Origin of the sequence: Legionella drancourtii LLAP12, from assembly GCF_000162755.2 — a bacterium.
Classification (GTDB): Bacteria; Pseudomonadota; Gammaproteobacteria; order Legionellales; family Legionellaceae; genus Legionella; species Legionella drancourtii.
This window is the reverse complement of sequence record NZ_JH413836.1, coordinates 942-27,138: the sequence shown is the minus strand read 5'-3', so window position 1 is coordinate 27,138 and position 26,197 is coordinate 942. Positions and strand designations below refer to the sequence as shown.

Here is a 26,197-nt window from a genome sequence, read left to right as displayed (position 1 = left end):
GGTATCTTGCAAGTAGCCCGATACGCGACGCCGGATCCCTTGGCATTTTTCTTCCAAAAACATGCTCTTGAAGTGATTACCGAACAAACGGTTGATCAAATCATGCCACAGTTTATTCTAGATCGTGAACTTTCTGCCGTAGGCGGTGACTCTGGAGAGGAAAGTATGGCAAGCCGCCTTAATCCTTTCAAACGTAAAACAGACCTACCTGTAGTGTATTGGTCAGGCATTTTGGATACCGATACAACTACGCGAGAATTAACATATCAAGTCCCTGATTACTTTAACGGAACACTTAAAGTAATGGCCGTAGCCGTATCTGCTGATTCTGTTGGCTCCCAAGAGACGTCGGCAGAAATTCGTGGTGATTTTATTATTAATCCGAATGTCCCTACTTTTGTAGCACCAGGTGATGAATTTGAAATCTCTTCATCGATTGCCAATAATATAAAGGGATCCGGTGAACACGCTAAAGTTAGCGTTGAATTAAATACATCACAAGAACTTGAACTTTTAGACTCACCCACACAAACATTAGAAATTGCTGAGGGTAAAGAACAAACTGTTCACTTTAAATTGAAAGCTAAATCAGTGTTAGGATCTGCAAGCTTAGATTTTAAAGCAAGCTCGGCAGATAAATCAGGCTCAATGAATGCAACGCTTAGTGTCCGCCCCGCGACACCGTTGATGACCTACATTAACAGTGGCAAATCACAAGACCCACAAAAAACACTGGATGTCATGCAAACATTATATCCAGAATACCGCAATGTAAATGCAACACTCTCTACCAGCCCTATGATCCTGGTATTTGGCTTGCAACGTTATCTGAATAATTATCCTTACGGTTGTACCGAACAATTAACCAGCAAGGTAATGCCTTTATTGGCAATGAACGGTCAAACTGGGTTTGCTAGTGAAACAAAAGAAATTACTCAAAAAATAAATACCACCGTGCAAATGCTAAGCCAACGGCAAATGTCTAATGGTGGTTTTAGCTATTGGCCTGGACTTGGTGATAATCAAGGCAATGATTTTGCTAGTGTCTATGCCATGCACTTCCTAACCGAAGCCAAATCACAGGGATTTGACATACCAAATGACCTGTTCTTTAATGGCATTAACTACCTAAAACAACTTGCTAGTCAAAACGTAGCGGATCTGGATGCCGCCAGAATCCAAGCTTATGCAATTTATATGCTAACGCGTAATGAAATTATAACAACCAATTACATTACGAATCTGCAACTGTATCTAGAACAAAACTACACAAAACAATGGAAAAATGACATCACATCAGTCTATATTGCCGGCTCGTATCAATTGCTGCAAAGTCATGATGAGGCCAATAAACTAATTGGTCAGTATAAACCACAGACTGACTTATCCTCTGATACGGATTTTTATGACCGTAATATAGCGGATGCGCAATATCTTTATATTGTGGCAAAACACTTCCCTAATTTATTGCCACAAGTTAGTGATTCTGTATTAATGCGTTTAATCCAGGCAATTAACGACAATGAAATCAATACGATTTTATCTGGTTATACCAGCCTGGCTTTAGGGGCTTATCCAAGCAATACAACGATTGATACGGCATCAACCTTGTCAATGACTAAAATCATGACGAACAACCAACAAGTTCCAGTTCCTGTTGAAAATGCTAATTATCAAAAAACAGCGCTAAATACAGAAACAAAACAGATTCGTTTTGATAACCCCAAAAAAGAGGCCTTCTTTTACCAACTCATGCAATCTGGTTTCAATACAACCATTGCTAAAGAGCCCATAAAACAAGGCATTGAACTCTTTAGAGAATACCGTGATACCTCAGGTAAGGTCATTACATCAACTACATTAGGTAGTGAAATTGAAGTACATATTCAAATTCGTGCTTTAAATAATGATTATTTGACGAACATTGCGATTGAAGATTTATTGCCTGGTGGTTTTGAAGTGGTAAATGACTCAGTTAAAAATACCAATATGGATTATTTTGACATACGTGAGGATAGGGTAAATTTCTTTGGTAGCATTGATGCAAACGCCAAGGAAATTGTTTATAAAATTAAGGCAGTGAATATTGGAAAGTACACTGTTCCACCTGCTTATGCAGAAGCAATGTATGATCCAAATACCGTTGCGCGTGGTGTAGCTTCCGTGATTACTGTTATAGAAACTAAATAAAGCACGCAAGATCTTCCCCGGATGACCTGTTACCTCATCCGGGTATGCTCACCTCTCTCTGTTTCTCGAACCTGCCGCTTGTCTGCAAAGCATAGGCCCCTATATTATTCCGGAAAATTCCCTATCCAGTTATCAGATAAGATAACACCAATTTTGTTTACAATTGATTCTTAGGACTATCAGATAAACTCCGTCCTATATCTTCAATCATTTTATTAAGCGCTTTTATAGAGCTTGTCTCAAGTCCCAATCCCCTGGTAATGAGACCCTGACCTTGTGCTAAGATTCGATACTCATCACAATTTTTTATTTCTAAAACTTTATTTTGAAGTTCAATAGGACTGGAACAGCTTTGTAATTTTTCTTTAAAGATTGATAATATTTTCGTCTTTAAAAGATCACCATGAAACGCGCGATATTGTTGCGAATTGGCTCCAAACATATGAAAGCGGCTTTGTGTATTCGACGCATGAGTATAAAAAGGCTTTATATCGGTTACTGCTGATGTACTAACTTTAATTGCATTTGCTGTTTCTTTATGTTGCTGTGCGGTGTTAAAGTTAGCCTTTAAATTATCAAATTTGTGTGCAGGTCCAGTTTTCCAGTTATCCAATGAATTATCTCGATATTGATACCCATCAATTTGCCCATCTTTTATCAGCAAACGCTGATTACAACCTTTACTATAATAATACTTGCCGGTGGACATATGAAATGCATCTTCTAAGCCAACAAAATAACGCTTCGTACCCTCGTTCCATGAGTCTAATGCATTTCTCCGATATTGATACCCCTTAACCTCACCGCTCTTAATTAACAAGCGCTGATTCGCGCCCCTGCTGTAATAAAATTCACCACCTGATGTGCTCATTACAGGAGTATTCTTTGCTGCCGGAACAAAAAGAGGTGATTCTTTATTCTCTTGTCCAGTATCCATAGATGCTGATGCTGATGCTGATGCTGATGCTGATGCTGATGCTGATGCTGATGCTGATGCTGATGTAGCGTAGGATTTTACCTGGATATGTCCATTAACAAGTGATACTTTTTGTACAAAATTAGCACCTAAATCCGCAGTGTCCCGCTGATTTATTCCGTTATCAAAGCCAGAGCGTTTCCTTATGGCAATTAAGGTTGGCTGAAAATTCTTTGTATATTGATCTTGGGCCTTATTGTAATAATTTTCCACCACAGAATTTTTAAAAGAAGCTAAACCCGGTGTAGAGGCATTTAATGCAATCGTCTTATCTTGAACCATTGCAGCAAATGCTGTTTGCGAATTACCAAGAATATTATTTCCTATACCAGCAGGTCCTGTACCCCATTCAGCTTCTAAATGATCAGCGCTACTGGTATCTTCGATAATAGTAGCAGGCTCCTGCCCATCCCCCAATGCCATACCAAGAGAAATAGCCATATCAATGCAGGCTTTAAAGTCTTTTGACTGTTGATATTTCGACGCATTCATTTGCATTTGCACATCTATTTTATCTTTATCCCAACCTATTTTATTAAATTCATACTTGTTTTTTGCATTCAAAACCATATAAGCATGCTCAGTGTCTTTGATATAATATGGACTACTGAGCTTGCGAATACCGGCAAGAATAGCGCGGGGGCTTGATTGCTGGCTCCAAGCTGCATAATGGAGTATTTTTGCAGAAGGAGTCATCTTTTGAAAATGCAAATAATGTTCCGATGTAGGAAAATGAATTACCCCCATGTGCGGGTCATTAAAATCATAACCTCGCCCATGATTATCTTCAAAATTACTTAAAGCAAAATTTTCTCTCCCTTTTTGATAACCAGAAATACACACATTGCTTCGTTCAGGATTCTTCCCATTATTTAAATAGAGTTGTCCACCCATTCTAGCTCCTCAAGCTCAAAAACTAATTAAATTAATATGCAAATATTATTGCACATTTATGCGACACTTGGTCAAATAAAAATAACAATTATTTATTAAATGAGCGGCTCTATCATGTCCCTAAATTTTAACGCTTAATGACTCATTGATTATCTGGTCTATAATTTCAGGCCCTATTTTGGGCATTACCGCTTTTTGGTTTATCCAAATTGCCACTATTGCGCGCAGTAAAGCTCAGCACAATTGGAAAATGATCGGTTCATGTGTCCTTAATTTCTTGATGATAGGATGTTTGGCCGTCTATTTTCCCTCTTTATTAGTTAATGGTAAAAGTCCGGCTCAAATGGAGTTTGCAAATTTTGTAAGCATAGGCTTAAGCGCACTACTGTTAGTATTAAGATGCGTGGTTACCTGATCAAACCGAAGAGCTGGGGCAGTAGCCACTAAATAAACGTTGTTCAACTACTTTAATATCCTTTTTGGTATCACATTTGATTCTTTGATATAATCGAGCTCTTTAATTGTTAATAATGGAATTAATATGACCAACGCAAAAATGTCCTTCACAGATGAACTGAATGCCCTAGTTAAAGGTGGACTATTACCAGATAATAACTATTTGTCAACTAAACGATTTTTTACTCAATATGAAAATAGTGTGCAATTTGAAAGTGGGATCTTGAAAATTGGCGTTCTCCCAATTATAAATGGGTTAGCTGCTTGTATGTATGGAGCTGCAGCAATATGGGCGACAATGCGTGCCGTAGGTAATTTATTAATTTTAAAACCAGGGCATGCATTAGATGCTTTTGTTGATTGCTCTACAAATCTCTCACTTTCTCTGTTGATAGCCGTAATGGCTCCCATCCATGCACTGACCGACTCAGTTGAGTTGCTAACTAGAATTATTACATCCTGGTTTATTGGGAAAGAACCTCAAGATAATTTATCAAAACTAGGACTGCCCGCTAAAATTAGCGCCGAATCTAACCATTACAATCATTTACTTCTTTCATCGACGTATTTCCAAGAATCACGATTTTTTTCTCCCTATAAAGATGTGACAAGCTTTCTAGGACAATTAATTTCGCCTGCAAATGCGTTTATCGAGACTGGCTTTTCCTCATTATCCCAGGCATTAAAAGCTGTTATCTCGGCACTGAATGGCATTGCTAATGTAATTATATGTAAACCCAAACATGCGCTAGAGGATTTTAGCGATCTTGGCGTACATCTTTCCTTGTCTTTTACCCTAGCGGTCATGACACCAATTAATACCCTCATAGAAAGCCTTGCCCTTCTTTCTCGCCTAGGTTCTACTTGGGTTGATGCATGCCTAGGAACATCAGAAGAAAAACCTAATCCTTCTTTCTCTATGTAACTAATCGTTATAAAAAATAGAATAGAAAAGGAACAGCAAATGTAGCTTGATTACACTGCATAGCGTCAAAGCTACGTTTGCCACTTTGGTTTTACTGGGATTTTCTCAAAAAAACCATAATAGATATTACATTTACTTAACTTCGCTCCGCCTCTAACAGAACATATAAGCCCACCTATGTTACAGTCTGATTGATTAATATATTGATGGGATAGTCAATTGCAATCAATACTAGCAAGTGAACCTCAAAAATACGTATAATACCTTGGTTAACAAGACTGTAGTCTTTGAGGAAACATATCTTGAAACACCAAAAATTATCATTAAAAGATATGCCCGATCTCGTTATGATAGAAATCTTTTTTCATATGAATCCAGAGTCAATTGTCGTAATGAGCAGAGTAAATAAGCAATTTTATGATCTTGCAAATGAAAATTCGCTCTGGCGTAGAAAAACCAAGAAGCATTTTCCTCATCGGTTACCCAATGGTGCTGAAAAATTTAAATCCACTTACAATGATGAATATGAAAAAATACCAAAAGAAAAAAGAATACTATTTTCTCTCGTTAAAGAAGGTGACATCAAAAGATTAAAAGAAATATTAACATTGTGTGATCTAAAATTGAATGATAAGCGTGGTCAAAGTCTGCTTGATTGGGCTATCTTCTACAAACATCAGATTATTCTTGATTTCATCTATGAAATTGTAAAACAAGCATCAAATGATGGCAAAGGTATTCTTCATCCTGCGAATACTCACGGCTTCTATGAGGAGGTCACATTATTGCATTGGGCTGTTCTTTGTAATCAGCCATCTGATATCATTAAAAAGTTATTAGCGGATGGATGCGACATTAACCAAGATATTATCTGGTACGGCAGACCGATTGAAATCGCATCCGAACTCAATTATACCAAATTGATTAAAACGTTATTAAAGAATAAGGCTGAATGTGTATATTATAAATATGGTTCTATGCATACTGCGCTCTACACTGCTGCGGGATACGGTAACATAGAGGTAGTTAAGATATTATATGAGCAGCTTATTACTAACAAACCAGATGTATTGAATAAAAAATATCTTAATGAAAATCTTTACATCGCGTCACAGAATGGTCACGCAGAAATAGCCAATTTTTTTCTAAAACATGGCGCCGAAGTAAATTCAAAAAGATCTTTCGACATGACATCACTTTTCATTGCATCATGCCGTGGTAATTTTGAAACTGTAGCCGTTTTAATAAAGAATGGGGCTGATGTTAATGCACACAATAATGATGGAACAACAGCATTGTATGTTGCAGTACAAATTAACGATGTTAAATTAGTGCATTTTTTATTAAGACATGGTGCCGATGTGCATCAATGTCGCTATCCATCTGGAGTGAGATTTACACCTATAGCAATGGCAGCATCAAATGGCTCAACTGAAATCATTAAAGCCTTAATTGATAAAGGGGCTAATATTAATTATATCTGTGGTATGGGTATGACATCGTTACACCATGCTGTAAAACATGGTAAGGTAAATGCAGCTCGGCTTCTTTTGGAAAAAGGTGCTGATATCAATGCCAAATGTAAAAACAAAACGCCGCTTGATTTTGCGAAAGAAAGTAAAAATCAGGAAATGATTGAATTATTATTGCCTTATCACCGATGCTCTAATTTTTCTGAAAAAAACAAAAAATCCAATCATGTTAACTTGAGCTTGTTAAACAATAAAAAAATACATACAACAAATGCTTCATCGTCACAAAATAGCAAATTGAATTTAGGTTAGGTCTTGTTGTCATTGTCAGAAATGCTCTGCCAAAAACCAGAAGTCCAGATCATCACTGCAGACACAATTTTTATGTGCCATCCAGCCTGAACGAAGTGAGGTAAAATCTTATTCGAATTAAACAGACTGAATGAGATGCATTACATGTTTGGCAATCATGTATTCTTCATTAGTAGGAATAACTCCGACGAAGATGCTACTCTGGCTCGAGCTAATCACTGAAGCATCATTGAGATTGGCCTCATCATCGACAATAACGCCTAACCATTTTAATCGCTCACAAATTTTCTTGCGTACCACCGCAGAGTTCTCGCCAATTCCGGCAGTAAAAATAATTGCATCACAACCTTGTAAGGACGCTAATAAAGCACATAATTCTCGGGCGGCCCGATAGCAAAATAAATCCACCGCTTCAAGAGCATAAGGCTCTGAACTAAATTGTAATTCCTGTATATTGCTGCTGCATTCAGAAACACCTAATAAACCTGATTTCTGATATAAAAGCGCACTAAGCTCATCAGGCATGTAATTTTTTTCTTGCAGTAAATACAAAAGGACACCAGGATCAATAGTCCCACAGCGGGTCCCCATCATCAACCCATCTAAAGTAGTAAGCCCCATTGTTGTTGCCACACTTTGACCATTTTGCATGGCGCAAAGACTGGCCCCATTACCTAAATGTGCCACAATAACTTTACTCCCAGCATTTTTGGGTAATACGGAAGCAATATATTCATAGGAAAGGCCATGAAAACCGTATCGGATAAGCCCTTCAGCACTTAATGATCGTGGAATAGCAAAGAGTGTTGACAGATGCTCCTGAGTTTGATGAAAAGTAGTATCAAAACATGCCACTTGAGTAAGTGTTGGATATATATTATTAATGCTCTTAATCGCCTCAACATTAAGCGGCTGATGTAATGGTGCTAATGGAATCAATGACGCAATTTGTTCCGTCGTTTCATCAGTAATTAAACAAGGACCTTGAAAAATAGTGCCACCATGAACAACTCGATGCCCCACAGCTTTTAAAGTAAAGCGATTCGGTAAATCCCTCAACCAATCAAATAAATGCGTTAATGATGCTTCATATCCAGGAAATGAAAAAAATTTATTCACTATTTGCCGATGCTGTTGGCTAAAAGCAGTTAGGTGTGGTTTTTCAAAAATATTTCCTATCTTACCTTGGTAAAGCAAGGTCAAATCAGTTGTGGTAAAAAGTGCGAATTTGACACTAGAAGAACCCGCATTAAGAACCAAAATCGCTTCATGCATTTTATTTAACTCCATCCGCTTTTCGTCGCACATACAATAAAGCCATGACACAAGAGGCCTTGCGCGATAATTCATCACTGCCACGACTAGTAAGAATAATAGGAACGCGCGCACCTAATACCATTCCTGCGGCCTCAATGCCAGAAAGATAAGTCATTTGCTTATACAACATATTTCCAGATTCAACATCAGGAACGACCAAAATATCAGCATTCCCCGCAACTGGGGAATAAAGGCCTTTCTCTCGAGCAGAATCCATAGAAATCGCATTATCAAATGCCAATGGCCCATCTAAAACACCGCCTGTAATTTGTCCGCGTTCCGCCATCTTACATAATGCTGTTGCATCAAGCGTCGATGGAATTTTTTCATTAACAGTTTCAACGGCAGATAGGATAGCAACATTGGGCACGCCAAAACCTAAGGTATGAAATAGATCAATAGCATTTTGCACAATATCACATTTCTCTTTCAAATTGGGAAATAGATTAATTGCCGCGTCAGTCAAAAATATAGGTTTCGGATAATTGGGAACATCCAAACAAAATACATGACTCATACGACGTCCAGTCCGTAATCCATGCTCTTTATTTACAATCGGTGTCATGAGTTCATCGGTATGCAATTTGCCTTTCATAATGGCTTCAACCTCACCTTTTTGCGCCATTTCCACGGCTTTTTCTGCAGCCTCTGTACTGTGTTGCGTTGGGACAATTTTAACGCCGGAGAGGTTAATATCTGCTTCTTTAGCTGCATCGAAAATTTTTTGCTCTGGTCCAATTAAGATTGGTATAATTAATCCCTCGCGCGCAGAAGCAATTGCCCCTTTAAGTGAAAGTACATCAACAGGATGCACAACCGCCGTTATCAAGGGTTTAAACTCGTCTTTTGAGGCAATTAAGTCATGATACCAATGATCTTTTTTAGGTTTCAGGCGGATCTTAGGTAGTTCAATACGTTGTCTTTTTACTTTAATTATTGGCGCGATGACCGAGGCATGCCCACTAATTACAGTTTTGCCCATTTGATTGATACAGGCGCAATCAAGAACAATGATGTTTTTTTCTGTTTTTTTGTCAATGACCATTAGCGTTACTGTAATGGTATCGCCGATGGCTACAGGATGCTCAAACTTTAATGTCTGATTTAAATAGACGGTACCTGGACCAGGAAGTTCTGTACCTAAAACAGTAGATATCAGTGAAGCCCCCCACATCCCATGCGCAATAACCTTATGGAACATATCATTTTTAGCATATTCTACATCCACATGAGCGGGATTCACGTCACCTGACATAATCGCAAATAGCTCAATATCCTCTTGAGTCAATGTCCGCTTAAGACTGGCTGATTCCCCAATAATTATTTCATCAAAAATACGATTTTCAATGTAGCTCATGATGACGACCTATAGTTCAATGATTACTTTAAGAGCCTGCGTATGTGCTGCATTCGCAAACGTTTCATATGCGTCTAAAATATTTTCGAATTTAAAATGATGACTGATTAATAACTTAGGATCAATCTTATGGGAACAAATTGTTCTTAAAAGCATAGGTGTAGTTACAGTATCTACCAAACGGGTCGTAATGGTAATATTTTGTGACCAAAGACGTTCTAAATGTAAATCCACCTTAGTGCCATGTACACCCACATTAGCAATAGTGCCACCAACCCCTACAATATCTTCGCACAGATTAAAAGTAAACGGGATTCCAACGGCCTCAATCGCTGTATCAACACCACGCCCTGCAGTTAATTTCATTATTTCATCCACAGCATTGCCATGACTATTATTAATAACCACCGTAGCGCCTAAACGTTTGGCTACTGCAAGTCGATAATCATCCATATCAACTACAATAAGTTCTGACGGCGAATAAAATAAAGCGGACATCAACGTTGACAAACCAATAGGACCTGCACCAATAATCGCCACCGTAGTACCAGGCGCTACTTTTCCATTTAAAGTACCACATTCAAAACCTGTCGGTAAAATATCACTAAGCATGACAAAATCGTCCAAATCCACACCCGCAGGAATTTTATAAAGACTTGTATCTGCTTGCGGAATTAGAACATATTTTGCTTGAGTCCCATCAATGGTATTGCCAAGTATCCATCCCCCATTGACACAATGAGAATAAATACCTTTTCGACAATAATCACATTTGCCACAACTGGTAATACAGGAAATAAGTACTAGATCACCAGGTTGGAATTGGGTAACACCGCCGCCCACATCTTCCACAATGCCTATGCCTTCATGGCCTAGAATACGCCCAGGCTTACACGAAGCAACATCGCCTTTAAGAATATGAAGATCTGTGCCACAAATTGTGGTTTTTGTGATTTTAATCAGAGCATCGGTTGGATTTTTAATCGTCGGCAGAGGTCGTTCTTCAACTATTTTTTGTCCTGGTCCTTGATAGACAAGCGCCTTCATATAACCTCCTTGTTTATTGACTGAAAATGATACCTGCACCACCCTGAAGAACGGATTCAGAGCGGTACATCAACGCTTCTGTAAAAAATCAGGCCTGTTCTATCTTAATATCACGAGAACTGCTTTTAGTTTCTGCTTTTTTAGGCAAGACAATCCAAAGCATGCCTTTTTTGAAAGAAGCTTTCGCTTTATCTACATCAACTGTTGAAGGCAATGAAATGACTCGTTCATATTTTCCATAATTAATTTCACGAGAAATATATTTTTTATTTTCATTTTTCTTCGAAGTTGATTTTTCACCAGTGATTGTAAGCGCATTATCTGAGAAAGACACCTTAATATCTTTTTCATCCATACCTGGCATCTCAACCTGAACAGAAAAATTATCTGCATCTTCTACAATATCCATAGAAGGCAAAAGTTCTAGCTTTTCAAATTGAGCCAAATCAGATCTATTTGATGAAAAAATATCGTAAAAATCTCGAAAAGCTTTATCAACCTCATGTTGAAGACTGAGAAACGGATTTCGAGAAAACTCGACTGGAATCGGTGTGGCTTTCTTCCATTTAAGTAAGTTATTCATCTGACTCTCCCTTTTCTGAATTAGAAAAACAGACAATAATTTAACCATGAAACAATTACTGCCTCATCTAAATAAGTTTGGTTCACTGAGCAGATTTGTCAAGTTATGTGCAAATCAAGCAAATTGCTCATAAAAATGCTACATTTGAATTAAAGGGCATATATATAAAGGATAAATATGATGCACGCAATGATTATGGAAAAGCCCAACCAAAAACTGGCATATAAGGAAGTCAAAAAACCTTCCCCCGGCCCTGATGAGGTTCTCATCAAAATCAGTGCATGTGGAATCTGCAGAACTGATTTACATGTAGTTGATGGCGAATTAAAACACCCGAAGCTACCGCTGATTCCTGGACACCAAATCGTAGGAACCATTGAACAACTAGGAATTAAAGTTACCTCGTTTCAAATTGGGCAACGAGTGGGCGTTCCCTGGCTAGGAAAAAGCTGTGAAACCTGTAAATTTTGTTTATCCGGACGCGAAAATCTTTGTGATCAAGCCCGTTTTACGGGCTATCAGATTGATGGCGGTTTTGCAGAATACTGCGTGGCGAATAATAAATTCTGTTTTCCTATCCCTGAAGGATACTCAGACTATCAAGCAGCCCCTTTATTTTGTGCTGGATTAATTGGTTATCGTGCACTGCTAAAAACATTAGATGCAGAACACGTGGGTATTTACGGATTTGGAGCTGCCGCACATATCTTGATTCAAGTAGCTAAAAAGCAAGGCCGAAAAATATATGCATTTACTAGCCCGGGGGATTACGCAGCTCAAAAATTTGCCTATCAACTTGGGGCGACCTGGGCAGGAGCCTCCAATCAAACGCCACCTCATCTTCTTGATGCAGCAATTATTTTCGCACCGGTCGGCGAATTAGTCCCAGTTGCATTAAGTAATACTGAAAAAGGTGGAACTGTTGTTTGTGCAGGGATTCATATGAGCGATATTCCTAGTTTTCCTTATGATATTCTTTGGGGAGAACGCACTCTATGCTCTGTTGCTAATCTAACACGTAGTGACGGTAAAGAGTTTTTATCTTTGGCTCCCTCAATTCCAATAGTTACTGAAATACATATGTATCCTTTAATTGAAACCAATCAAGCTCTTGACGATCTTCGTCATGGACGTTTTACTGGAGCAGCAGTAATCGCAATATGAACTAATTGTATCCATACAGTCAGCAGACGCATCAAATTAAACACCAATTAAAACAAATGGTTAATATACGCTTTAATCAAAAAAATTATAGATAAATATTTGACTTAATCGTAAATAAATTAGATATTATGGACACGATAATAAAAATAATTGTCTAATCATGCCTAAAAACCTCTTTTTAAATTGGCTACACTACTCGCACACAGAACAAAAGTACGCTACTTTATTAGATATTCAAATAAGAAATGCGTTTCAAAAGCTAAAGCTTAGTGATTTTGATAATCCTGCTGGATTTGCTAATCTCAAGAATGCGAGTCGCGAACTCAAAAGCTTTTTTGAGTGCAGAAAAATATTTGAACAATTTATCGGTGATGACATCACAGAAAATACGCAACAAAAAGATCCGCTGCGCGCATTTAAAAAATGGATGAACATTGCGGAAATCTTATTACAAAAACATAATTATGAAGCCTATTGTTTGGTAGTCTATCGTTTATCGCAAATTGATATGGACCTTAAATTAAGCCAAGAGCTTTCGACTAAAAATAGAAATAGTTTTGACACTCTTGAATCATTTGCTTCCCCAAAAAATAATTTTTCAGCTTTACGCCGACATATGGAATCTAATCAAGATCCTAGAAAGTTGTCTCCCACATTCATACTATCCAAAGATATAACCACTTTAAATGAGATACAGGGTAAAGATAAAGAAAGCCGCCAAAAAGAAACGATATTGTCACAAAGTGCACCACAAAAAAGACACAATATTCCGGATTTAAGCAAGCACCTGAAAAATACGTTTAAACTCATTGCTGAACGCTACCACAGCAAGCAATCTGAAGTTGTAATGCAAGAAACTTCACAACAATTACTAGTCAAACCTCTGTCAATAATACAACGTGAATCAGTGGGATCTCATGCTGTGAGTAAATTACCTAAAGCAAGCAATTTACCTAAGTCAGAATGGCAGTCATCCACTCCCATTTATAATATCTATGGTCAAAAAATTTCTCCTTCATTTTGGACTAGATGTATCCATGATCATTGTAAAAAAATGTTGACTGCCGAGGAGTTTTCCCCCCAACGGCATCCCTAAGAATGATTATGGCGGAATGCTTAGCCGCCACAAATCACTTGATTTTATGCACTTGATATACAATTGTCATCGACAGTCTGAAACGAAATATATTGGATGTATCATGAACTTCCTCTTTATATGCTTTTAGAAATTAAAGGAGCAATTGTTGCTTTCTTCTGTTCACCATTTGACATTCTGCTCAAATCCAATGTATTATGATTACTGTTTAAATTAATTTTTCACAATACATAAATGATCAATTGTCAGCAACAACAATTTTCGATGAACAGCCCTTCTTCTGCGTTGCTGCAGTTCGTTTTATCTATTGCTTTAATTATTGTCGTGATTTCTGTGGTGGTGGTCGTCGTCGTCCTCTATCCCTCCCTACCCTAGAGCCATGTCCTTGATTATTCGACCTCTCTAGGGAGGAGACAGAATAATCATCCACTACGACATTAACTATCTAGAGAGGAACCATGGAATATTCATGTGATGCACAAACATTAAATGCGATAAAAACAAAAACCAATACACGTCGTGCAATTCTTGTCATTAGTTTATGCGCTGCTTTTTTGTTTTATAAATACATTTTACAAAATTTCCCCAGCGTAATGGCCCCACAGTTAATGGATGCGTTTCATTTGCATGGCTTGGGACTTGGCGTATTATCAGGGGTATATTTTTGGACCTACCTCATCGTTCCCTTATTTGTTGGCATCATCCTTGATCATTATGGAACACGCTGGGTAACAACGGGGGCTATTTTTTGCTGTGCTTTAGGAATATTCATTTGCGCACAAGCCCAACACTTAAATGCCGCCATTTGGGGACGCGCATTGATCGGTGTTGGCGTATCATTTGCAAGCATTGCCTATTTCAAATTATCTGCCGTATGGTTTGATAAAAAGTATTATGCCTTATTGACCTCTTTATTAGTTACTGCCGCAATGATTGGTGCCATATGTGGCCAAATGCCATTGGCTTGGTTAGTGAGTCAAATCGGCTGGCGCGCTAGTTTAACTAATTTAGCGTGGATAGGTATTGCACTCGCGTTCTTATTTCTGATATTTGTTAAAGACAAACCTTCAGCAACAACCATTGAAGTTAAAGCATCTGAAAGTGAACATTTATGGCGTGATATTCTATCCATTTTAAAAAATAAACAAAATTGGCTATTAACAGCCTACAGCGGCTTGGCATTTTCTCCAATAGTTATTTTCTGTGGTTTATGGGGCAATCCATTTCTCCAAAAAGCGTATGGCTTAGATAAATTAGCAGCCCCAAGTATGATTTCATTAGTATTTGTTGGATTGGCAATTGCATGCCCCTTATTTGCACTATTTGCAAATCGTGTACGCAATCGTTGTGCCCTAATGTTTTACAGCACCTTAGTATCCGCATTGTGCATTAGCTTAGTAATCTATGCGCACCCAATGCCTTTATGGATGTTAAGTATCTTACTCTTCATGTTTGGTTTTAGCTTAGGTGCCTTTCCCTTTGTTTTTGTAATCGGCAAAGAACTCAATCCCTTGCATTTAGCCGGTACCGCAACTTCATTGCTTAATGCCAGTGATGCTCTTTTAGATGCCATTACCGAACCTGCCATAGGAACGCTGTTGGATATTTTTAGCACCGGCAATGGGCATGACTTCTCTTTATTTAGTTATCATATTGCCTTAGCGATTTTGCCCTTGTTCCAAATCATTGGCGCATTCATGATGCGATGGGTGAAGGATGAATGCCGTAGCTAATTAGCATGCCCCTCCTCGTCAATGAGAGAGGGGTTTAATTATTTACAATAATATAAGATACTATAAAGCCTATTTTACTAATTAATATTTCAACAATTTTAATGAGGGATAACATCTAACAACAAAAATTTGGTACCATTAATTTGATGAATGAATCTTGCTCTGGATCTTCATGTTTTGTTTTATCACATGTTGGACTATTCAGTGTTTTATTGACATCATTTGTTAATCCATAGTATGTGTTATTCCGTGACAAATAGGTATCTACACCGAAACAAGCGGCTCCTACTGCAGCAAGAATACCTAGAGGCAAAGCCAGAGCAGGATTACAAATGGTTATAGATAATGATAGTACCAAGAAAATACCAACTATCTGCAACACATGCCCTGATAATCGTTTAAAAGGTTCCCCCTTCTTCATATTTATAGCATCAGCCGCTTCTTTATATTCGTTGATATTAGAAGAAAAATTGAAATCAGAAAACCTTTTTGGTGTTTTAAGGTTAACCGGGTAGTAGTCTAATATAAAGTGTCGTGAATAATTAGCTATTTTTATTAAATTACTTACATCATCTTCATTCAAACTATCTGAATTATTATTTAATAAATTAATTTCAATTTTTTGAAGGTAAGATAAAATTCGTGTCGCCCGATTTAATGGATAGCGAGATTTGTTTTGATTTAGACCAGAATAACCATCGCCCAGATCTTCTGTATTCATCTTTCTTACCGTTTTTAATCGATTATAAAGTCTTTAATCGCCGAACGAAAATTGTTAATATTGCTCGGGATAAGAGCTGTTTTTTGCTTAAAAAAACTTGGCATTGTCATTTATTCATTAATATTATTATTTACGCATTTTATAGTATTCTAGATCCCATATCTAGAATACTGTCTTGGCATTTATCATGAAAGCCCTTCTTCAAAGGGCTTCCTTTCCCAAAAATCTAGAGCCACCTTTACACAGGGCGTGAACGGTTATCATCATCAGATGGTGTTTTAGCAAGAATAGTAACGGTGCTTGAGAGATTAGGCTCAGTCTGTTCATTAGGGGATACAGGAGTAAAGAAACGACTCGATACGCATTGGCTTTGTTTATTAACACCTATTTGTTTTCGATAGAAAACCATTTCTGGTAAATCAAAATGAAGTACTCGAATCCAGTCCTTGGTTATAGCCCTATCCACAATAGTAGCAAGCACTTGGCCATTAGCTAATATATGGTGATTTCCATGATATTCTAGCGTCGGATGACCTTCTAATTCAATTTTTTTCAGTTCGAGCGTATCCGTATTGAAAAGAAAAAAGCCTTCTCCCTGAGAGACTAATAAATGAATAGAATCTGCCAGTGGCATTATTTTTAAACACAAAAGTTGAAAATTATCAGGTTTTTGAACGTCAGCCCAATTCCATTCCTTAACACATCGACGCGTTTGCGGATCCCAAATTTGCACATTATCATCACAATCATGATAGGTTAATAACTGGCCATTTGGTAATACTTCTAATTCTCCAGAAGCAGAGGAGGAGCATCCATGAACTTGGACTATTGGTTGTATTATACCCAGCTCATTAACTTCATTGTTTTTTGAGTCAAAATCAAATAGTAGTACTCTAAATTCATCCGTATTATGACCACGCATGATGCAGCAATAACGATTATTTCCTAAAGACCGAATATCGCTCATATCACCGCCAGCTGTGTTCGGGTGAGCAGAAAGCTGAATTTTATTGGTATTCACATAAGAATTTTCGTCCCATTTATAGACGAGCAAACAACGTTCTAATTTCTTGTTTTTAAAACTGTCATCTGCTTTCCTAATCACAAAAAACCGTTCATTATCGATAACCCCAGCATAACGATTATATTTCCACGGTTGCGTTGAAATAACACTTAAGGTTTTAGGACAAATTTTCACCAATTTTTGTTTGAAAAATTCGCTTTGGTCTCTGAGCAAGATAGTACCATTCGGAGCTATGCATAAAAAACGAAAGTCACCCTCCATAATGTTTTTTATAATGCTGATATTTAAATCATCAGTTGAATAAATTTTTAATGTAGTCGTTTTTTGTTCATGATCCTGTGCATAAAACAATATTCTCTTGTTAGGCAAGTTAAAATACTTACTCCAAACGATATAACCTTCCTCAATTTTACTACCTTTGATGATTGATTGTGTCCCTCTGTCATTTATAGCTGGTTCAATTTTAGACTGCATGAATTATCCTTAATCTAATGGTATTTATAGGCACTATCGAAACTAAGACACATCTTGTGCGTCTAACCAGTCCCGTGCCCAGCTCAGACTTATGGCGAAGTTTCTCATAATAGAAGTTATTGTCAAGGCGGCAACACCAGGGCGAGTGTGGTCTTCAAATTGGGTAGTGAGAGGAACCCAATAAAAAAAGCTAAATTAGAAACGAATTCTGAGAGCGAAGATTCCAACAATCTATCATTGAATCCGCAAATAAAATTACAGGCCAGAAGAGCTTATCCCACCTTCGCCGCTAACCAAAAAATTAATTCATTTTTTGATTAAAATGAGCAAGCTCAACATAAACCCAAGCCCATATTCCAGAAGCTGGTACGCTTATAATCATTCTCGGTATACGCATCGACACATTCTAATTCCGTGGCACTGCGGCATAAGAAAATAAATTTTCAGTATTCATTGAGTTAGACCTTTGCTGATAAAGAAGTATTACTTTGCTCTAAATAATACTCATCAACAGTTAACAGTATTTTTTCCTCAAGCGCTTTTGCTTTTTCAGCTTTGGCTACGCCATTGGTAATAATCGAAAAAACAAAGGATTTTGCATTAGGATTAATAATAAAACCGGATAAAGAGGAAACATCATGCATTGTGCCTGTTTTTGCGAAAACTTTTTTATTGAGAATCGTATCTTTCATTCTCCCCTGCAAGGTTCCAGAAACACCAGCTTGAGGTAGGGAGCTTAAGAGTATCGGTTGCATATTTTTATCATGATAAAGCTCTGTTAATAAAGTGACGAATTGCTCAGCGGCAATCAAATTATAACGCGTTCCTTCGCCGTCAATTAACTCCATTTGGGTCATATCAAGGTGTGTATACTCAGCAATTATTTTTTTCATAGCAAACATGCCCTCTTTATGAGTCCCTTTGCCGGTCATGAGATAACCTAGCTTTCGGGTAATGTTATTGGCATAAAGATTATCCGATTTTTGCAGCATGTGCTTCACCAATTTAAATAAATTGGCTGATTGATAACTAGCAATAGGATGTGCATCTGCGGGAGTAGAACCACTAATAATCGCTCCTTTTAATGTAATTCCGTTTTCATCCAGTGCATTTTTAACCACTTTTTTCGCAAATAAAACCGGATCAGGTATAGCAAACTCAAATATTTTAGGATTTTTTTCCTGAACCATACATCCAAACAGGCGCAGTGTATTATTATCTTTAAGTTCAACATGTAAACTGCAATGATTTTTCTCATCCTCTTTACTTACTGTTGTCACTTCATTAATGATTGTCAGTGCTCGTAAAGGCGTTTTAACCGTTTTCTTGGAAGCGGATTTGGGCTTAATTTGCACAGGCATTCCTAATGTTTGTGCGCTTGTTAGTACGTAGGATTCCGCATTTTCATTTAATACAGTGGCAGTATCTGGAGCAGTATATGCCCATCCTAGATCATCATAAGAATCACCTCTCAGATAAAATGGTGCTGGATATTGTGTACCATCAATGACAATATTTCCTTGAATCTTTTTGACATTATTCTTTTTCAAATTCGCTAATAATGCGCTTAAATTATCTGCGGTTAAAGACGGTGAGCCGGTAAAACTAAGATAATAATTTTGACCTTTCTGAGACAAAGTAGTTAAAAAGCGAAAATCTGGCTTGATATAATAAAGGGCTGCAGCTGCCGTAAATAGCTTTGTACTGCTTGCCGGGGTTAATAATTTATTCGCGTTTCTGCTATAAATTACTTCCCCTGTTTGTGCATCTTTAATCAGCACACCTACGATAGCCCGAGGTAGTTTTTGCTCAATAAGTTCATCAATTTTTGCTGATAATGTTTGCGAGTGAACAGCCTGATTAAAAAGCAATGCAGTACAGATCAACGTATAGTTAAAATATCGCACAGGATTTACCTCAAAATGCATTAATCGGTTTGCATATAGCTTCTCTTATCCTTAAGCTAAGTGCAAGTGCTTGTTTTTTCTTTGAGCAGCATGCAAAAACTATTTTAAGGATTGTTAATTAGCAACAATAGAAACATATGGATGCTGCTCTTTATCAAGCCATTGTAAAAGAGCTGATAAATGCGATTCATCGGTAGCAATACACCCGGCGGTTGGCTTATTTTCTGATTGCCATAAGTGCATAAAAATAGCACTCCCCAGACCAGGAATAATAGGATTCATATTATAGTTGACGATTAAGCCCATTTTATAAGGATTGATTAACATGGTTTCATAACTTTTAGCATCCGTTTCACCATGAACCCACATGTTGTACTGTTTATGAGTAACATCATCAATAAATTTATCATGGGGCGTAATGTACTTATAATCCATTTTAAGTGCCAATGGTTGCGTGCCAAAAGCCTCACCTAATGGGAATAAACCGGCGGGCGTTTTCTTGTCACCTTCGACTTTTTCACCTAAGGGAGCAACGCCTGCACCACCAATCACAGCCAAAAATGACGATATAAACGCCGGGCGCCACGACGAATTATGGCGCTGGCAAGCAGTAACTCGGGCTTTAATGCCCGTTAAAGAGCGCACCAGAATCACTTGCGATGTCGAAGACGGGAGCTCTTTAAAATCTGCAGAACTAATCTGTGCACATGGATTTTCAAAATTTTTCGGAAGAGCATAAATCCCAAGGCTTAAAACAATCAAACTAAGACCAGCAATGTATTTTATCATGTCTATAAATTCAAATTAGGGCTACTAGGTTTTGTAAAATCGCGTATAAATTCTGCAGGTGAATCCCTTTCCTCTAATTCATCCAAGTGAACCAAAGTAAAATAAGACTTATTGGCCAGTGAACTAATGCCTGGATTTTCCGGATAATATTTAAGCAGTGGAAAAAATACAGACTGTCCAATCACATAACGACGGTCTTTATTCTCAGGTGACATACCCCAAATATTTTGATAGGTCATAGCCACTCTTTCGTGACCGACCGTCTTATTACCTAGATACAGCATGACATGCCCACCAATATAAATAAGCGTCATTAAGGGGTGCCCCTTTTCTTTTAGTGCAGCAATACGCTCATCCATACTATTTTTAGATAAATCCAGTGATGTTCCCATTTTTGCCTGATGGCCTGAGTTTCGCGGAAGCCAAATACCCAGCGGTGTAAAAATACTTTTTAATTCTTGTGAACAATCATTAAAAAAGAACATCCCTCCCCATCCATAAGGACGATTCTGCAATTGCTTCATAATGCGCGCTATGTTTTTGGGAGAAGCCTCCAGCGGCATTAATACGGCAGAGTTTGCATTGACAAAACTTGTCGTAATTACCGCTTGCTGCTGATCATTTTTAGATGGTGTCAAAATTGTAATCCCGTTTTCATCATGTGCCACCCATGGAAATACAGCACCAATATAGCCCGTAAATTGAAACCGCTGATGTTTATTCATAACAGTTGTTCCGGTCTCAGTAATAGCAACCAACCCCGCTTGTGCAGCCTTTTGCCATTGTGCAATAAATTGATTAGATACATACGCAATATCAGAACTTTTTACCCAGGAAAAATATTCATCTGGAGTTAAAACTAAAGACCAAGACTTATCCTGCGAGACACTAAGAACGTAAAGTGGCGTTCCAGCCCAAACAGCAGATTCTTCTAAATTATCAAACGGAAATCCTTGGCCAGCCAAACTAAAATGATAAAAATCAGGAGCCTGTTCTGGAAGCGCCCGGGCAAAGGTATTAGTTACGGCAATGGCCCTATTCCGTGGATTAAAACTGATTAACTCTATAGCAGCCCAATTCATATTTCGTTTTATCTGTTGCAACCAGAGGTCATCATGTTCTTTAAAATTCATGCCATAGTGTTTTTTATCATCAGGCTGATTTTGATTGTCGTAATCATTTACTGTGTCAAGTTCAATCTGCTTTACAACAGGAAGCACCGCTTTTACCATTCGCTCACTCCAAGGCGAAAGCCCTTGCTCTGCAGTAGAATAATAATGATTATAAAATTGTCGTAATTGTGCTTGCTGATAGACCGGCTTTAATAAAGATGTAGCATAATCCGCGTTATCAGGAGATAAATACTCGTTAATATCCTGCGAATAAGCTTTGAGAGGAAAATCATAAATAGGGACCTCAGCCGCTGAGGTTAATACGGAAAAACTGCATAGAAATAGTAAAGTTAATGACCTATAAAGCATAAATGATTCAACCAGCCAAGTAAAATTACGCTGATTGTATCATAAAAAACCGATCAAGTCAGAACTTCATCTTTTTTGATAGTTATTGAACCATCACTATGATTAACAATATATTGATGATCAACAGGCTTTAATAAAGCCTGGGACAAACAAAGAATAAAAATACTTAATGGTAGAATACAAATTAAATCAAATGGAAACTGTAAGGCTCCTATGCCACCAAAAGTTCCTAAATAGGAGATAAGAAGCATGGCCCCCATATAAAAGAGAAACCAGCACATCAGTAAACCATTATCAAAAGAGCTCTTACGATGCGCCACAAAATAAAGAGTAATCCCCACCAATAAAGCCACATCCAGTTTCCAAATAACGGAAAATCCACACCAGTACAACATTAAATTACAAAAATAAAAAGCAAGATGGGAGCAAATTAAAGCACCAGAAAGTCTAAATGGGCGCGGTGAATCAGGTTGTAATTTGCGCATCGCTAACAAACAAATTGGTCCAATACTGTAAGAAAGAATACTGGCCGAAGAAAGAAATGCTACTAATTTTTGCCAACCTGGAAATGGCAAGAACGACAGCATACCTACGACTAAATTCGCATAAAGAGTAACGTAAGGAATTTTATGACGATTTACTTTTAAAAATATTTTGGGTAAATGTTCATTTTGTGCCATTCCATAAAGAATACGCGAAGTCGCTGCTGCATAAACTAAAGCCGTACCCAAGGGAGAAAACGAAGCGTCAATCATAAGTAACGTGGCAATGACGCCAAGGCCTAAAAGTAAAGCCAGTCCCACTAAAGGACCGCTATCACCAGGATAAGTTAAGCCCGACCAACCATGCGCCAAATACTTTTGTGGAATAGCCGCGATAAAACTTAACTGCAAAAGAAAATATAAAATAAAACCAATTAAAACAGCACCCAAAATTGCAATGGGAATACTGCGTTGTGGATTTTTAACTTCGCCGGCTAGTATTAAACCATTTTGGAATCCAGTAAATGCAAAAACAACCCCGCCTTCAGACAGCGCGGCAAAGATACTCACCCAACTCTCTTTATCTGATAAATTTATAGAAACATTACTCATTGATGGGGCAACATGAAGCAAAGAAACAATGGCAATCGAAGGTAAAATAAATTTGATAATACTAACGTACTTATTGCATTCAGCCAGTAATTTTATACCGTATGAGTTTAATAAAACAACAAAGAGCATAATGGCAACGGCCGCAAGATAACCATAAGATGAAAGTTGAAGTGTTACTGAATTACCAGCAACAAGAATGGGAAAAAAGTGACTGGCATATTGAAGAATGGCTTGTATTTCAATTGGAGTCATAACAACGTATGAAAGCCAGGAGGTCCAGGCAAATAAAAAACCAACCTCTTTTCCGTGTGTAAAAGTCGGGTAATTCGACATTCCTCCAGAAATGGGAAACATAGTACCCAACTCACACAAAGGCAATGCAATAAACAGCATAAATAGAGCCGCGATAACCCAAGAAACAAGTGAATTGCCACCAGCCATTTGCGCACTGATGTAAGGACTAAATAACCATCCAGACCCTACCATCCCGCCAGCAGCAGCAATTAAAACATTTGTTGTTGTGATGTCACGTCTTAACATGAAAAATTCCTTCTTATTCAGGCTGCATCCACTATAATAATTCAATAATAACACCATATTGCATATTTTGCCGCTCGCTCTAATGCTATTTGTAGGGGCATTATTAAATTGCTGCTGGCATCTTCACGGAGAATGCCAATATAAGATACAATATGGATTGTCTTTTTCTTGCTTCGATTGGGAAACTGAAGCACTTACTTTAATACGAAGACATCAGCGGCTAAATTATTTTCCCAGTAACGAACTTAGAAGTGCCTATGACGAATAAAGCAGAACGATTTTATGAACAAGAAATACTCAAACTCTCAATCGCGGTAACCTTCATATTAGCAGTAGGAGGTGTTTTTTTCGGATTATTATCTGGTTCATTGGCCATTGTATTTGACGGCATGTTTAATATGGTAGACACCAGCATGTCAATACTCGCCCTTTTTGTGGCACGTCTGTTAACCAGTGAAGGTAATCGCCGCTTCCAATATGGGTATTGGCACGTTGAGCCCATTGTCCTCGTTTTTAATGGAAGTGTGCTTATTTTGCTTTGCGCCTATGCATTAGTGAGTGCAATTGGTAGTGTATTATCCGGCGGTCGAGAACTGAATTTTGACAGTGCCTTTGTGTTTACGTTAATAATGTCCATAGTATCCATTGCTATGTACCTCTATATACGACAAAAAAACAGCAAACTTAATTCCGAGTTTCTACGACTAGATGTACAAAGCTGGTTAATCTCGGCGGCAATTTCGACCTCATTATTAATTGCATTTGGTATTGCCTCAGGAATAGAAAGCACGCGATTTAGTCACCTCACCCCGTTTATAGACCCGCTTATTTTAATATGTCTTACCTCCTGCTTAATTTTTGTTCCCATGGGAACAGTGCGTGATGCCATGCGTGATATATTTCTTATTGCTCCATTTAGCCTCGATGAGCAAATAAGAGGTTTTTTAGATGAACTTATAGCAAAGAAAGGATTTAAAACTTATTCAAGCCATGTTGCTAAAATAGGACGTGCACAATTTATTGAAATAAATATCGTAGTACCTCCTGGTTATCTCGTTGAAACACTGGATATAATTCGCCATGAAATAGCAGAGTTTATTCGCAAAGATAAGCAACAACTTTGGCTAACCATAACCTTTACAGCAGAAGAAAGCTGGATTTAGATACCCGATGAGACCTATACTGCTTAATAGCACTTTTTCCATCATGAACTCATCAAGTGGTTTGCTCTATAAAGTATAGGTCAATAATTGATTCAGACTCCTGCTAATACGTCATTGTAATCTCTGTTGATGGCTCCTTAGTCGTGGCAGATTTACTTGGGGCATTTTTACAGTCAAACAAGGTTTTAACCAGATGGTGCCGGGAAAGCTTAGGCTCTATAGATGTATAATCATGTTTTAATAAAGTTAATATCATAGGGACATGTGCTGATTTTTTACCCTCGACGCCATGATTTTCTAATAAATTAATGCAAGCCATCGCACTTTTACCACTGGCTATGCCATCATCGATAAACACAATCTTTTTACCAGCCATTTGCTTGACCAAACAAATCGGTAATTCCACTGTATCTGGGTCACCATAACCTTTATCATAACTTTCTCGATAAACATCACCATCAGCCATCTTATACCCCCCTTTTTTACGAATAATGTATAAGGGCAAATTCAGTTGATGTGCTACTTGTGCGGCAATCGGAATACCGCGAACCTCAGGAGTAACAATTACCATATCGTTTAACTCTAAAGTATTTTTTTGCATAAAACGGTTTATTTTAAACATGCATTGTCGCACCATTCATGGTATCCAACAAAGGCTTCGTAGTCGTTCGATAAAAGTCCAAACGTTTGGCAATTGCCTTCTCATTATCATCACTGCGCCCACTTTCTCTGCTTTGTAGACGTCGATTTAAAGAATCTTCATCAATTTCTAAGTGAATTAATCCTTCGGGAAGCCCACATTTCGCTTTAAACTGCTCATATTGCGCAGTAGTTCGAGGATACCCATCAAGTAATAAAACAATATTTTGATCTGCTATTTTTGCTAACTCACTGTCTAAAATTGCGAAAATGATCTCATCAGGAAGTAGATTACCTGCATTAATTAATGCTTGGTATTTGCAATTAATTGGATGTTCTGAATTTTTTAAGATATCACGTACTACCTCACCTAATGATAGATGTTTAATATAAGCATTTAGATTCATTAATGCGGCGCCTTGTGTGCTTTTACCGCTGCCTGGTGCGCCTGCTAGCAATACTATTTTCATGATTTCTATTCCTTAAAAACTAATATTAGGCATTCAACTGTTGAGACCCAATCAACATTTTGCAAGTGAGTTTTATAGTACAGTGTCAGACTGCTTTTTTGTTCCCGTAACAAATACGGAGTTTGACCCTATTTTAGAGCAACATCGAGTTTCTCTGCTTCGGCAGCACTAATTACAGGCACTGTTGCCGTTACTTTATTCGTTGCGCCATCAATTACGGAAACACTGTCTTTCTCTCTGTTCGCCACATACACTGCATGAGTAGCGGGATTTAGTGCGATACCCTGGGGCAATACACTAACAGGAACAGTAGAAACCACCACATTTTCAACGCCATTAATTATGGAAACAGTACTGTCATCCTGATTCGTCA

At 37.8% G+C, this 26,197-nt stretch carries 22 protein-coding genes; 8 read left to right on the top strand and 14 right to left on the bottom strand.

Annotation, left to right across the window (positions count from 1 at the left end; all coding sequences use genetic code 11):
* On the top strand, nucleotides 1-2,190 hold a 2,190-nt coding region (locus LDG_RS12970; RefSeq protein WP_040535813.1), incomplete at its 5' end, for an alpha-2-macroglobulin family protein.
* A gap of 157 nt (nucleotides 2,191-2,347) precedes the next feature.
* On the opposite strand, the gene LDG_RS19395 is transcribed toward LDG_RS12970, so the two are convergent.
* A complete protein-coding gene (locus tag LDG_RS19395) occupies nucleotides 2,348-4,060 on the bottom strand; it encodes a hypothetical protein (RefSeq protein ID WP_006871849.1) in 1,713 nt (570 codons plus the stop codon).
* 145 nt (nucleotides 4,061-4,205) lie between these two features.
* Between LDG_RS19395 and LDG_RS20755 the strand changes: the two genes are divergently transcribed.
* The 3 genes from LDG_RS20755 to LDG_RS12950 all read left to right on the top strand — a co-directional run bounded on the left by LDG_RS20755 (nucleotide 4,206) and on the right by LDG_RS12950 (nucleotide 7,225).
* Nucleotides 4,206-4,475 carry a chloride channel protein gene (locus tag LDG_RS20755; protein ID WP_040535810.1) on the top strand — a complete coding sequence of 90 codons (270 nt, stop codon included), beginning with the start codon at nucleotides 4,206-4,208 and terminating at the stop codon, nucleotides 4,473-4,475.
* A gap of 126 nt (nucleotides 4,476-4,601) precedes the next feature.
* Entirely contained in the window at nucleotides 4,602-5,441 is an 840-nt protein-coding gene (locus LDG_RS12955; RefSeq protein ID WP_006871847.1) for a hypothetical protein, read from the top strand.
* Nucleotides 5,442-5,743: 302 nt separating this feature from the next.
* On the top strand, nucleotides 5,744-7,225 hold the full coding sequence (locus LDG_RS12950) for an ankyrin repeat domain-containing protein (RefSeq protein ID WP_006871846.1): 1,482 nt from the start codon (nucleotides 5,744-5,746) through the stop codon (nucleotides 7,223-7,225).
* A gap of 117 nt (nucleotides 7,226-7,342) precedes the next feature.
* Here the strand turns inward: LDG_RS12950 and LDG_RS12945 are convergent, their stop codons facing one another.
* From LDG_RS12945 to LDG_RS12930, 4 genes are all read right to left on the bottom strand, one after another.
* Nucleotides 7,343-8,500 (bottom strand): acetate/propionate family kinase, encoded by a 1,158-nt coding sequence (locus LDG_RS12945; protein ID WP_006871845.1) that lies wholly within the window; start codon nucleotides 8,498-8,500, stop codon nucleotides 7,343-7,345.
* 1 nt (nucleotide 8,501) lies between these two features.
* Nucleotides 8,502-9,899: a bifunctional enoyl-CoA hydratase/phosphate acetyltransferase gene (locus LDG_RS12940; protein ID WP_006871844.1), complete on the bottom strand. Its 1,398-nt coding sequence runs from the start codon at nucleotides 9,897-9,899 to the stop codon at nucleotides 8,502-8,504.
* 9 nt (nucleotides 9,900-9,908) lie between these two features.
* On the bottom strand, nucleotides 9,909-10,946 hold the full coding sequence (locus tag LDG_RS12935) for a zinc-dependent alcohol dehydrogenase family protein (RefSeq protein ID WP_006871843.1): 1,038 nt from the start codon (nucleotides 10,944-10,946) through the stop codon (nucleotides 9,909-9,911).
* Nucleotides 10,947-11,034: 88 nt separating this feature from the next.
* Nucleotides 11,035-11,529: an Hsp20/alpha crystallin family protein gene (locus tag LDG_RS12930; protein WP_006871842.1), complete on the bottom strand. Its 495-nt coding sequence runs from the start codon at nucleotides 11,527-11,529 to the stop codon at nucleotides 11,035-11,037.
* A gap of 180 nt (nucleotides 11,530-11,709) precedes the next feature.
* Here LDG_RS12930 and LDG_RS12925 point away from each other — a divergent pair, with 180 nt between their 5' ends.
* The 3 genes from LDG_RS12925 to LDG_RS12915 all read left to right on the top strand — a co-directional run bounded on the left by LDG_RS12925 (nucleotide 11,710) and on the right by LDG_RS12915 (nucleotide 15,522).
* On the top strand, nucleotides 11,710-12,693 hold the full coding sequence (locus LDG_RS12925) for a zinc-dependent alcohol dehydrogenase family protein (protein WP_040535804.1): 984 nt from the start codon (nucleotides 11,710-11,712) through the stop codon (nucleotides 12,691-12,693).
* Nucleotides 12,694-12,853: 160 nt separating this feature from the next.
* Complete coding sequence (locus tag LDG_RS12920) at nucleotides 12,854-13,789, top strand: RasGEF domain-containing protein (protein WP_006871840.1); 936 nt, start codon at nucleotides 12,854-12,856, stop codon at nucleotides 13,787-13,789.
* 458 nt (nucleotides 13,790-14,247) lie between these two features.
* Entirely contained in the window at nucleotides 14,248-15,522 is a 1,275-nt protein-coding gene (locus LDG_RS12915; RefSeq protein WP_006871838.1) for an MFS transporter, read from the top strand.
* 115 nt (nucleotides 15,523-15,637) lie between these two features.
* Here the strand turns inward: LDG_RS12915 and LDG_RS12910 are convergent, their stop codons facing one another.
* The 6 genes from LDG_RS12910 to LDG_RS12885 form a co-directional block, all read right to left on the bottom strand.
* The gene (locus LDG_RS12910; RefSeq protein ID WP_006871837.1) at nucleotides 15,638-16,243 is read right to left on the bottom strand and encodes a hypothetical protein; all 606 of its coding nucleotides are present in this window, start codon (nucleotides 16,241-16,243) and stop codon (nucleotides 15,638-15,640) included.
* Nucleotides 16,244-16,481: 238 nt separating this feature from the next.
* Nucleotides 16,482-17,741 (bottom strand): hypothetical protein, encoded by a 1,260-nt coding sequence (locus LDG_RS12905; RefSeq protein ID WP_006871836.1) that lies wholly within the window; start codon nucleotides 17,739-17,741, stop codon nucleotides 16,482-16,484.
* Nucleotides 17,742-18,199: 458 nt separating this feature from the next.
* The gene (dacB, locus tag LDG_RS12900; protein WP_040535835.1) at nucleotides 18,200-19,648 is read right to left on the bottom strand and encodes a D-alanyl-D-alanine carboxypeptidase/D-alanyl-D-alanine endopeptidase; all 1,449 of its coding nucleotides are present in this window, start codon (nucleotides 19,646-19,648) and stop codon (nucleotides 18,200-18,202) included.
* 114 nt (nucleotides 19,649-19,762) lie between these two features.
* A complete protein-coding gene (locus LDG_RS12895; protein WP_006871833.1) occupies nucleotides 19,763-20,437 on the bottom strand; it encodes a L,D-transpeptidase family protein in 675 nt (224 codons plus the stop codon).
* Between the two features lie 2 nt (nucleotides 20,438-20,439).
* Nucleotides 20,440-21,918, bottom strand: coding sequence for an SH3 domain-containing C40 family peptidase (locus LDG_RS12890; protein WP_006871832.1), 1,479 nt, complete (start codon nucleotides 21,916-21,918; stop codon nucleotides 20,440-20,442).
* Between the two features lie 53 nt (nucleotides 21,919-21,971).
* A complete protein-coding gene (locus LDG_RS12885; protein ID WP_006871831.1) occupies nucleotides 21,972-23,552 on the bottom strand; it encodes an APC family permease in 1,581 nt (526 codons plus the stop codon).
* A 257-nt stretch (nucleotides 23,553-23,809) separates the two neighbouring features.
* Here LDG_RS12885 and LDG_RS12880 point away from each other — a divergent pair, with 257 nt between their 5' ends.
* On the top strand, nucleotides 23,810-24,715 hold the full coding sequence (locus LDG_RS12880; protein WP_040535802.1) for a cation diffusion facilitator family transporter: 906 nt from the start codon (nucleotides 23,810-23,812) through the stop codon (nucleotides 24,713-24,715).
* 103 nt (nucleotides 24,716-24,818) lie between these two features.
* On the opposite strand, the gene LDG_RS18615 is transcribed toward LDG_RS12880, so the two are convergent.
* From LDG_RS18615 to LDG_RS12865, 3 genes are all read right to left on the bottom strand, one after another.
* The gene (locus LDG_RS18615; RefSeq protein ID WP_006871828.1) at nucleotides 24,819-25,337 is read right to left on the bottom strand and encodes a phosphoribosyltransferase family protein; all 519 of its coding nucleotides are present in this window, start codon (nucleotides 25,335-25,337) and stop codon (nucleotides 24,819-24,821) included.
* Nucleotides 25,330-25,824 (bottom strand): adenylate kinase family protein, encoded by a 495-nt coding sequence (locus tag LDG_RS12870; protein ID WP_006871827.1) that lies wholly within the window; start codon nucleotides 25,822-25,824, stop codon nucleotides 25,330-25,332. Before LDG_RS12870 ends, LDG_RS18615 begins: the two co-directional genes overlap by 8 nt.
* Before the next feature lie 128 nt (nucleotides 25,825-25,952).
* On the bottom strand, nucleotides 25,953-26,197 hold a 245-nt coding region (locus LDG_RS12865), incomplete at its 5' end, for a YncE family protein (RefSeq protein ID WP_199484692.1).

Excerpts from the sequence above, each read along its gene's own strand:
- LDG_RS12895 (WP_006871833.1), bottom strand. The coding sequence starts at position 20,437 with ATGATAAAATACATTGCTGGTCTTAGTTTGATTGTTTTAAGCCTTGGG.
- LDG_RS12945 (WP_006871845.1), bottom strand. The coding sequence starts at position 8,500 with ATGCATGAAGCGATTTTGGTTCTTAATGCGGGTTCTTCTAGTGTCAAA.
- LDG_RS12910 (WP_006871837.1), bottom strand. The coding sequence starts at position 16,243 with ATGAATACAGAAGATCTGGGCGATGGTTATTCTGGTCTAAATCAAAAC.
- LDG_RS12885 (WP_006871831.1), bottom strand. The coding sequence starts at position 23,552 with ATGTTAAGACGTGACATCACAACAACAAATGTTTTAATTGCTGCTGCT.
- LDG_RS12930 (WP_006871842.1), bottom strand. The coding sequence starts at position 11,529 with ATGAATAACTTACTTAAATGGAAGAAAGCCACACCGATTCCAGTCGAG.
- LDG_RS12915 (WP_006871838.1), top strand. The coding sequence starts at position 14,248 with ATGGAATATTCATGTGATGCACAAACATTAAATGCGATAAAAACAAAA.
- LDG_RS19395 (WP_006871849.1), bottom strand. The coding sequence starts at position 4,060 with ATGGGTGGACAACTCTATTTAAATAATGGGAAGAATCCTGAACGAAGC.
- LDG_RS12925 (WP_040535804.1), top strand. The coding sequence starts at position 11,710 with ATGCACGCAATGATTATGGAAAAGCCCAACCAAAAACTGGCATATAAG.
- LDG_RS12880 (WP_040535802.1), top strand. The coding sequence starts at position 23,810 with ATGACGAATAAAGCAGAACGATTTTATGAACAAGAAATACTCAAACTC.
- LDG_RS18615 (WP_006871828.1), bottom strand. The coding sequence starts at position 25,337 with ATGTTTAAAATAAACCGTTTTATGCAAAAAAATACTTTAGAGTTAAAC.
- LDG_RS12955 (WP_006871847.1), top strand. The coding sequence starts at position 4,602 with ATGACCAACGCAAAAATGTCCTTCACAGATGAACTGAATGCCCTAGTT.
- LDG_RS12870 (WP_006871827.1), bottom strand. The coding sequence starts at position 25,824 with ATGAAAATAGTATTGCTAGCAGGCGCACCAGGCAGCGGTAAAAGCACA.
- LDG_RS12890 (WP_006871832.1), bottom strand. The coding sequence starts at position 21,918 with ATGCTTTATAGGTCATTAACTTTACTATTTCTATGCAGTTTTTCCGTA.
- LDG_RS12940 (WP_006871844.1), bottom strand. The coding sequence starts at position 9,899 with ATGAGCTACATTGAAAATCGTATTTTTGATGAAATAATTATTGGGGAA.
- LDG_RS12905 (WP_006871836.1), bottom strand. The coding sequence starts at position 17,741 with ATGCAGTCTAAAATTGAACCAGCTATAAATGACAGAGGGACACAATCA.
- LDG_RS12920 (WP_006871840.1), top strand. The coding sequence starts at position 12,854 with ATGCCTAAAAACCTCTTTTTAAATTGGCTACACTACTCGCACACAGAA.
- LDG_RS12935 (WP_006871843.1), bottom strand. The coding sequence starts at position 10,946 with ATGAAGGCGCTTGTCTATCAAGGACCAGGACAAAAAATAGTTGAAGAA.